The organism is Streptomyces sp. NPDC033229 (assembly GCF_055576875.1).
In genome coordinates this window covers 196,018-202,965 of record NZ_JBVIQR010000004.1, presented here as the reverse complement: position 1 = coordinate 202,965, position 6,948 = coordinate 196,018, and the positions used below count along the sequence as shown (strand labels likewise).

The 6,948-nt window shown below is 71.6% G+C and carries 8 protein-coding genes; 1 reads left to right on the top strand and 7 read right to left on the bottom strand.

Annotation, left to right across the window (positions count from 1 at the left end):
- Positions 1-132 precede the first annotated feature (132 nt).
- The 4 genes from ACZ53N_RS05885 to ACZ53N_RS05870 form a co-directional block, all read right to left on the bottom strand.
- On the bottom strand, positions 133-1,215 hold the full coding sequence (locus ACZ53N_RS05885) for a hypothetical protein (protein ID WP_469139713.1): 1,083 nt from the start codon (positions 1,213-1,215) through the stop codon (positions 133-135).
- Between the two features lie 185 nt (positions 1,216-1,400).
- Positions 1,401-2,381 carry an ABC transporter substrate-binding protein gene (locus ACZ53N_RS05880; protein ID WP_469139712.1) on the bottom strand — a complete coding sequence of 327 codons (981 nt, stop codon included), beginning with the start codon at positions 2,379-2,381 and terminating at the stop codon, positions 1,401-1,403.
- 96 nt (positions 2,382-2,477) lie between these two features.
- On the bottom strand, positions 2,478-3,224 hold the full coding sequence (locus ACZ53N_RS05875; protein WP_469139711.1) for an ABC transporter permease: 747 nt from the start codon (positions 3,222-3,224) through the stop codon (positions 2,478-2,480).
- Complete coding sequence (locus ACZ53N_RS05870; RefSeq protein WP_469139710.1) at positions 3,221-3,913, bottom strand: ABC transporter permease; 693 nt, start codon at positions 3,911-3,913, stop codon at positions 3,221-3,223. The genes ACZ53N_RS05875 and ACZ53N_RS05870 overlap by 4 nt, the downstream gene beginning before the upstream one ends.
- Before the next feature lie 129 nt (positions 3,914-4,042).
- On the opposite strand from ACZ53N_RS05870, the gene ACZ53N_RS05865 reads away from it, so the two are divergent.
- Entirely contained in the window at positions 4,043-5,212 is a 1,170-nt protein-coding gene (locus ACZ53N_RS05865) for an ABC transporter ATP-binding protein (protein ID WP_469139709.1), read from the top strand.
- Positions 5,213-5,418: 206 nt separating this feature from the next.
- Here the strand turns inward: ACZ53N_RS05865 and ACZ53N_RS05860 are convergent, their stop codons facing one another.
- Genes ACZ53N_RS05860 through folB form a run of 3 tightly spaced genes read right to left on the bottom strand, consistent with a single transcriptional unit; the run spans position 5,419 to position 6,913 of the window.
- On the bottom strand, positions 5,419-5,910 hold the full coding sequence (locus tag ACZ53N_RS05860; RefSeq protein WP_469139708.1) for a DUF3180 domain-containing protein: 492 nt from the start codon (positions 5,908-5,910) through the stop codon (positions 5,419-5,421).
- A gap of 53 nt (positions 5,911-5,963) precedes the next feature.
- Positions 5,964-6,557, bottom strand: coding sequence for a 2-amino-4-hydroxy-6-hydroxymethyldihydropteridine diphosphokinase (gene folK, locus ACZ53N_RS05855; protein WP_469139707.1), 594 nt, complete (start codon positions 6,555-6,557; stop codon positions 5,964-5,966).
- Positions 6,554-6,913: a dihydroneopterin aldolase gene (gene folB / locus ACZ53N_RS05850; RefSeq protein ID WP_469139706.1), complete on the bottom strand. Its 360-nt coding sequence runs from the start codon at positions 6,911-6,913 to the stop codon at positions 6,554-6,556. The genes folK and folB overlap by 4 nt, the downstream gene beginning before the upstream one ends.
- Positions 6,914-6,948 lie beyond the last annotated feature (35 nt).

Here is a 6,948-nt window from a genome sequence, read left to right as displayed (position 1 = left end):
AACACACACCACCAAAAAACACAAAACCACACAACCCACCACCCCCCCCCCCTCCCCCCCCCCCCCCCCCCCCCCCCCCCCCCCCCCCCCCCCCCCCCCCCCCGCCCTTCTTTTCCGTCGCTCGCGCTGCCGCTAGATCGCGCTGCGCAGTCCGGCGACGTCGATCTGCTCGGTCTCGTCGTGCGCGGTCAGGTCGATGACCGAACCGTCGGCCGCGGTCCGCGGCTCGGCGTCCTCGGCCTCGGTGACGGCCTCAGCGGCCTCGTCCTCGGCGTCGTCGGTGTCGATGTCCTCGATGTCGGGGTCGGTGTCGAGGTCGGGCACGGCCGCGGCCTCGGCCGCTGCGCGGCGCTCCCGCTCGGCGAGGGCCTCCTCGCCGACGACGTCCGCGAGGTCCTCCTCCTCGACGGGGCGCGCGGGCAGGGCCGGCGCCCCCTGGGTGCCGAAGAAGTCGAAGCCGCCCTGGGCCCGGGACGCGGTGCGGGCGGGCGCCTGGGGCAGCACGGCCGCCGCCGCGGGCACCGTGCGCTGGTCGCGCACGACACCGCCCGTGCCGGGCCTGGGTGCGGGCATGAGGCCGGGCGTCCCGGGCCCCGGCTTCCCCGGACCGCCGGGCTTCCGCGCGGGCTGGGGGGCCTTGACCGCCTTGGGGTCCGCGGCGTTCGCCGGCTTCTCGGCCTTCTCCAGGGCCTTGGGCGCGGGGACGGCCGCCGCGGGCACGGCCGGGGTCTCGGCGGCGGCCCGCTGCGCGGCGCCGTTGCGCTCCAGGTTGCGCAGGGCGTCGGCGGCCTTGACGTAGGCGGCGGCAGCGTTCTGCCGGGCCGATGCCGCGGCCTCCAGTTCCTTGGCGGCGGGCGCGGCGGAATTCTTGGTGAGCAGTCGCTGACGCTCCAGGACTCCGGCCCGCTCGGTCTCGGCGGTGGCGTACCGGCGCAGCAGATCCGCGTGCTCGGTGCGCAGCCGTGCCAGCTCGGAGCGCTTGGCGCGGAGCTTGGTCTCCAGCCTGGTGCGCAGGAGGCGCGACTCCTCGAGCTCCGTCTCCAGCTCGGCTATGCGCTCCTCGGTCTTCCACTCGTCGCGCACCCGGGCCGCGGTGAGCTGGGCGACGCGCTTGCTGGCGGAACGGTCCCAGCGGCGCATCAGTACGGCACCGACCACAGAGGCGGCGGCCGCGGCCGCCGCGAGACTGCGGATGAGGACCGTTTCCCCGACCACCCAGGCACCGGCGGCGCAAGCGACCGATGTCGCGGCGACCGTCGATGAGGGAAGAAGCCTGTGCAGGGGCGGCGAATGGCGGTGGCGTCCTCGTGGCATGGCCTGAAACTTACCGTGCGACGCCCGAAGAGTGTGACCCCACCACCAAACTCTTCCCTTGATCTTACTTCGCCCCTACTGCCCGGCTACTTCGTGAGCAGGCCCTTGTCCTTGAGGTAGCGCGCGGCGACATCCGCGGGCTTCAGCCGCTCCGCGTCGACCTTCTTGTTGAGTTCGGTGAGATCGGCCGTGGTCAGCACCCTGCTGAGCTTCCCGAGCGCGTCCGCGATCTTCTGCGAACCGGCCTTCTCCGCATTCACCACCGGCAGTACGTTGTCGGCGTTCTGGAGCTTCTTGTCGTCCTCGAGGAGAACAAGGCCGAACTGTTCGAGGGTGGCGTCCGTGGTGGTGGTGAGGACCATCTGGTCCTTGCCGTCCTTGACCGCCTGCTTGGCCTGGGTGCTGCCGACCTCCAGCGGGTCGATACCGGTGACGTCGATGCCGTAGGTCTTCTCCAGACCGGGTTGGCAGAAGGGCCGCTGCGAGCATTCGTCGCCCGCCGCGAGCTTGATCTTCTGCTTCGATTTCCCCAGGTCGGAAAGGGTCTTGAGGTCGTGCTTCGCGGCAAAGTCCCGGCTCACGGCGAAGGCGTTCTGGTCGACCGCCCGACCGGGATCGAGCACCTTCAGTCCGCGCGGCCCGGCGAGTTTCCGAAGGGCCTTCACGGTGGTGTCGGCATCGGCCGAGGCGACCGGGGCGGCGTCCTTACCGTTCTGCTTCTTGTTCAGGAATTCGGCGAGCGTCGCCGCATACTCCGGGACCACATCGATCTGGCCCTTCTCCAGGGCCGGTTCATACAGCTCACGGGCGTCGACCGTCTTGATCCGCGTCGAATATCCGGCGTCCTTGAGCAGCCCCGCGTATATCTCCGCGAGCAGCTTGGACTCGGTGAAGGACGCGGATCCGATCACCAGTGAGCCCTGGCCCGGCTTGGCCGAACCACCACCACCGCCGGACTTCTCCAGACTGTCGCCGCCGCAGGCGGCCAGGCCCGCGGCCAGGGCGGTGGCACCGGCCACGGCCAGCAGGGCGCGGGTGGTCCGCGCGGGGCGCGAGGTCCAGCTCATGGGGGCACTCCATCCACTTCGGCCGAACGTCCACCGGGGCGGACGCGCGGGTGATCAGACGTCAAAACGGCAGCATCGCAGGGGCGCGACGCCGTGTCAGGCGGGATTTCCCACCGGGACCGGCGCCTCGGCAGGGGCCACCGGGCCGTGGCCGCCGGTCTTCCGGTCCGCTATGCGGGTGCGGCGGCGGCGCGGGTCCAGCAGCCGCTCCACGGCCACGAACGCCCCCTCGACCAGCAGCGCGAGCGCGGCCACCAGCAGCGCCCCCGACACCACCTGCGCGGTGTCGGTGAGCCGGAAACCGGCGGTGATGATCCGGCCGAGACCACCGCCACCGGGCAGCGCGGCCAGCGTGGTGGTCGCCACGACCTGCACGGCCGCGGTCCGGACGCCGGTGAGGATGAGCGGGAAGGCGAGCGGCAGCTCGACCCGGCCGATCAGCTGGCGGCCCGTCATGCCCATGCCCCGCGCCGCCTCGACCACGTCCCGGTCGACCTCGCGCATGCCCACGTACGCGTTGGTCAGCAGCGGCGGGATGGCGAACAGCACCAGCGCGATGATCGTCGGCCACGACCCGTGCGTACCGAGCGGGCTGAGGAGCAGCAGCACCAGCACCGCGAAGGTGGGCACCGCGCGGCCCGCGTTGGAGATGTTCACCGCGAGCGCGCCGCCCTTGCCCACGTGGCCCAGAGCCACGGCGACGGGCAGCGCGATGGCGCAGGAGATCGCCAGGCACACCACGGTCAGGAACAGGTGCTCGCCGAGGCGGTGCCAGACGCCGTCCGCGCCGGACCAGTGCGCGCCGGTGGTCAGCCACGTCCAGGTGTTCGCGACGACGCTCATCGGGCCACCGCCTTCTTCCGCTTCCCGGCCCTCGCCCAGGGCGTCAGCAGCCGCTGCACGAGCAGCAGGGCGAGGTCCGCGAGGACCGCGAGGGCCACGCACAGCGCCGAGGCGGTGAGCACCTGCGCCTTGAAGAAGCTGTGCATGCCGTCGTAGATGAGATTGCCCAGACCGCCGTAGCCGATGATCGCGCCGACGGTGGTGAGGGAGACCGTGGAGACCGTGGTGATCCGCAGGCCCGCCATCAGGGCGGGCAGCGCGAGGGGGAGCTCGACCCCGAACAGCAGCCGCACCGGCCCGTACCCCATGCCGCGGGCGGCCTCCCGGGCCTCCTGGGGCACCGAGGCGAGCCCGGCCAGGATGTTCCGCACGAGGATCGTCAGCGAATAGAGCACCAGGCCCGTCACCACGACCGCCACCGAGAGCCCGAAGACCGGCACCAGCAGCGAGAACATCGCCAGCGAGGGAACGGTGTAGAGAATCGTGGTCAGCCCGAGCACCGGTCCCGCCACGCCGCGCCATCTGCGGGCCAGCAGGGCCAGCGGAAAGGCGACGAGCAGCCCGATGGCGACCGACGCGAGCGTGATTCCGACGTGCTGGAGAGTGGCGTCGGTCAACTCCTGACCGCGCGTGCGCACATATTCGCCGCAAATCCACTCATTGGTGATCAGACAGTTCTGCCCCGCCATCCGCCCTCACCTCCCCCTGGCCCTTGACCCTCGGTTACTGGCGACCCTAACCCCGGGCACTGACATTCGACTGCGGCCGCCACACAACGGCAACAATGTCCGACAGGAGTACGGCCAGAATGGGGAAGCATGATCCGCTTCGAGCACGTCACCAAGCGCTACGCCGATGGCACGACCGCCGTGGACGACCTGTCGTTCGAGGTGGCGGAGGGCGAGCTGGTCACGCTCGTCGGGCCCTCCGGCTGCGGCAAGACCACCACGATGAAGATGGTCAACCGGCTGATCGAACCGACCGACGGCCACATCTACCTCGACGGCGAGGACATCGCCACGGTCGATCCCGTGGAGCTGCGCCGCCGCATCGGCTACGTCATCCAGCAGGTCGGCCTCTTCCCGCACAAGACCGTGCTGGACAACACCGCGACCGTCCCGCACCTGCTGGGCTGGCAGCGCAAGAAGGCCCGCGCCCGCGCGGCCGAGCTGCTGGACCTCGTCGGCCTCGACCCGTCCGTCTACGGCGACCGCTACCCCGACCAGCTCTCCGGTGGGCAGCGTCAGCGGGTCGGTGTGGCGCGCGCCCTGGCCGCCGACCCGCCCGTACTCCTGATGGACGAACCCTTCGGCGCGGTCGACCCCGTCGTCCGCGAGCACCTGCAGAACGAGTTCCTGCGGCTGCAGTCCCAGGTCCGCAAGACCGTCCTGTTCGTCACGCACGACATCGAGGAGGCCGTCCGCCTCGGGGACCGCATCGCCGTCTACGGCAACGGGCGCATCGAGCAGTTCGACCCGCCGGCGGCGGTCCTCGGCGCCCCCGCCACGCCCTACGTCGCCGACTTCGTCGGGGCCGACCGCGGCCTCAAGCGCCTGTCGGTGACCTCCATCGAGCGCGGCGACCTGGAACAGCCCCCGGTCGTCCACCTCGACGACCGGGTCGTCACGGCCGCCGCCCGGCTGGCCGCGGAGAGCGCGCGCTGGGCCGTCGTCCTGGACGACGCGGACCATCTGCACGGCTGGGTCTCCGCCGACGCGCTGACGGGCCCCGCCGACGGCACCGTCCGGCAGCACTCGCGACACATGGACGCCTGGCTGCCCGTGGGGGCCTCGCTCAAGCAGGCGTTCAGCACGATGCTCCAGCACGACGCCGGCTGGATCGCCGTCCTCGACGGCGAGGACGCCGACCACTTCCTGGGCGTCCTCACCCCGGCGCGTCTCCACGAGGCGCTGCGACGCTCGATCGACGCGGATGCGCGGGGGGCCGCGCGGGGTGACGTGGAGTTGGAGACGATCTCCGGCGTCTGAGGCCTGTCGCCGGCGGATCGTCGGCTGCGGGCCGTCCGTGCGGCCTGCGGCGGCGGGCGCCCTGCGGGCGCGTCCTCAAACGCCGGACGGGCTTGATGTGGCTGAGCCCAGCCCGACCAAGCCCGTTGGGGGCACCTCCCAGCGGTAGCTGGGGGAGATTGAGGACACCGCCGCGCAGCGGAGGTGCTGACGAACACAACCCGCGGCTACGCCGCCTTGGCCGCCGTGCCGCCGTTCTCGTCGTCGTCCTCCGGGAGCTTGCAGACGCGCTCCAGGAAGAACGCCGCGGCCACCACGCACGCGCCCGCGAGCACGGACGCGCCCGCGTAGATCGCCTGGTCCCGGCGGGCCGGGACGTCCAGGCCGTCGATGAGCAGGAAGACGCCCACCCCGCCGTACATCCCCGCGACCAGCGACGCGACGAGCGCGCTCGCCTGGCCGAAGACGACCGCGCGGGCGGCCAGCAGCGGGTCGACGCCCTTGGCGCCGGGCCGGCGCTCACGCTGGGCGCGCAGCCGGGAGCGCAGCGAGAAGGCGGTCGCGGCCAGGACGACGGCGATGACCGCCAGCACGATGGGCGCCGCCACCGGCACGCTCGGCAGGGTGCCGACCGAGTCCCACAGCCGGGCGCCCGCCCAGGACAGGATCCCGGCCACCGCGAACAGCCCGACCAGCACACTGACCCGCAGTTGCTTCACTGGGTCGTTCCTCCATGATTCCTCGGCGCACCGGAACTACATGGACCCAACGGCTACTCGGGCAGTCGAAGTTCCAGGTCGACGCGCGGATTGACGCCTTCGGTGCCGACGCCGGACAGCAGCTCGACGACCGGGCCGCGACCGGGCACCACGGCCTCCGGGTCAACGTCGTACCACGGCACCAGGACAAAAGCGCGCTCATGGGCGCGCGGGTGCGGCAGCGTCAGCAGCGGGTCGTCCGAAAGAACGTCCTGATAGGTGACGATATCGACGTCAAGGGTGCGCGGGCCCCAGCGCTCGTCCCGCACGCGCTCGAAGGCCTCCTCGATGGCGTGCCCGCGCTCCAGCAGCGACGCCGGCGGAAGCGTGGTCTTCACCAGCACGACCGCGTTGTAATACGTCGGCTGCGAGTCCGCGTCGACGCCCCAGGGCTGGGTCTCGTACACCGGGGAGACCGCCTTGACCCGCAGGCCCGGGGTGTCCTCCAGCGCGTCGATCGCGCCCTGCAGGGTCTCCAGGCGGTTGCCCAGGTTGCTGCCGAGCGAGATCACCGCCCGCTTGGGATTGCTCAACGTCACATCGGCGGCGTCCACCTGCTCCACCACGGAGGCGGGCACCGGCTGCACGGTCGGGTCGCTGCTGCTCATACTCGGCTCCGGGTAATCGTGATCGTCACATCGTCGAACGGCACGGTGATCGGGGCGTCGGGCTTGTGCACGACGACCTCCACTTCGCGTACCGCTTGGTGCTTGAGGCACTGCTGGGCGATTCGCTCGGCCAGCGTCTCGATCAGGTCGACCGGCTCACCCTGCACCACGCCGACGACCTCCTCGGCCACCACGCCGTAGTGCACGGTCTTCGTGAGGTCGTCCGCGTCCGCGGCGGGCCGGGTGTCCAGGCTCAGCACCAGGTCCACGATGAAGGTCTGGCCCTCCTCGCGCTCCCGGGGGAACACCCCGTGGTGCCCGCGAGCCTTCAAGCCGCGCAGCGCGACACGATCCACACGAATCACTCCTGCTGGTTGTCGGTGTGCGGGAG

Excerpts from the sequence above, each read along its gene's own strand:
- ACZ53N_RS05880 (WP_469139712.1), bottom strand. The coding sequence starts at position 2,381 with ATGAGCTGGACCTCGCGCCCCGCGCGGACCACCCGCGCCCTGCTGGCC.
- ACZ53N_RS05875 (WP_469139711.1), bottom strand. The coding sequence starts at position 3,224 with ATGAGCGTCGTCGCGAACACCTGGACGTGGCTGACCACCGGCGCGCAC.
- ACZ53N_RS05870 (WP_469139710.1), bottom strand. The coding sequence starts at position 3,913 with ATGGCGGGGCAGAACTGTCTGATCACCAATGAGTGGATTTGCGGCGAA.
- ACZ53N_RS05865 (WP_469139709.1), top strand. The coding sequence starts at position 4,043 with ATGATCCGCTTCGAGCACGTCACCAAGCGCTACGCCGATGGCACGACC.
- folK (WP_469139707.1), bottom strand. The coding sequence starts at position 6,557 with ATGAGCAGCAGCGACCCGACCGTGCAGCCGGTGCCCGCCTCCGTGGTG.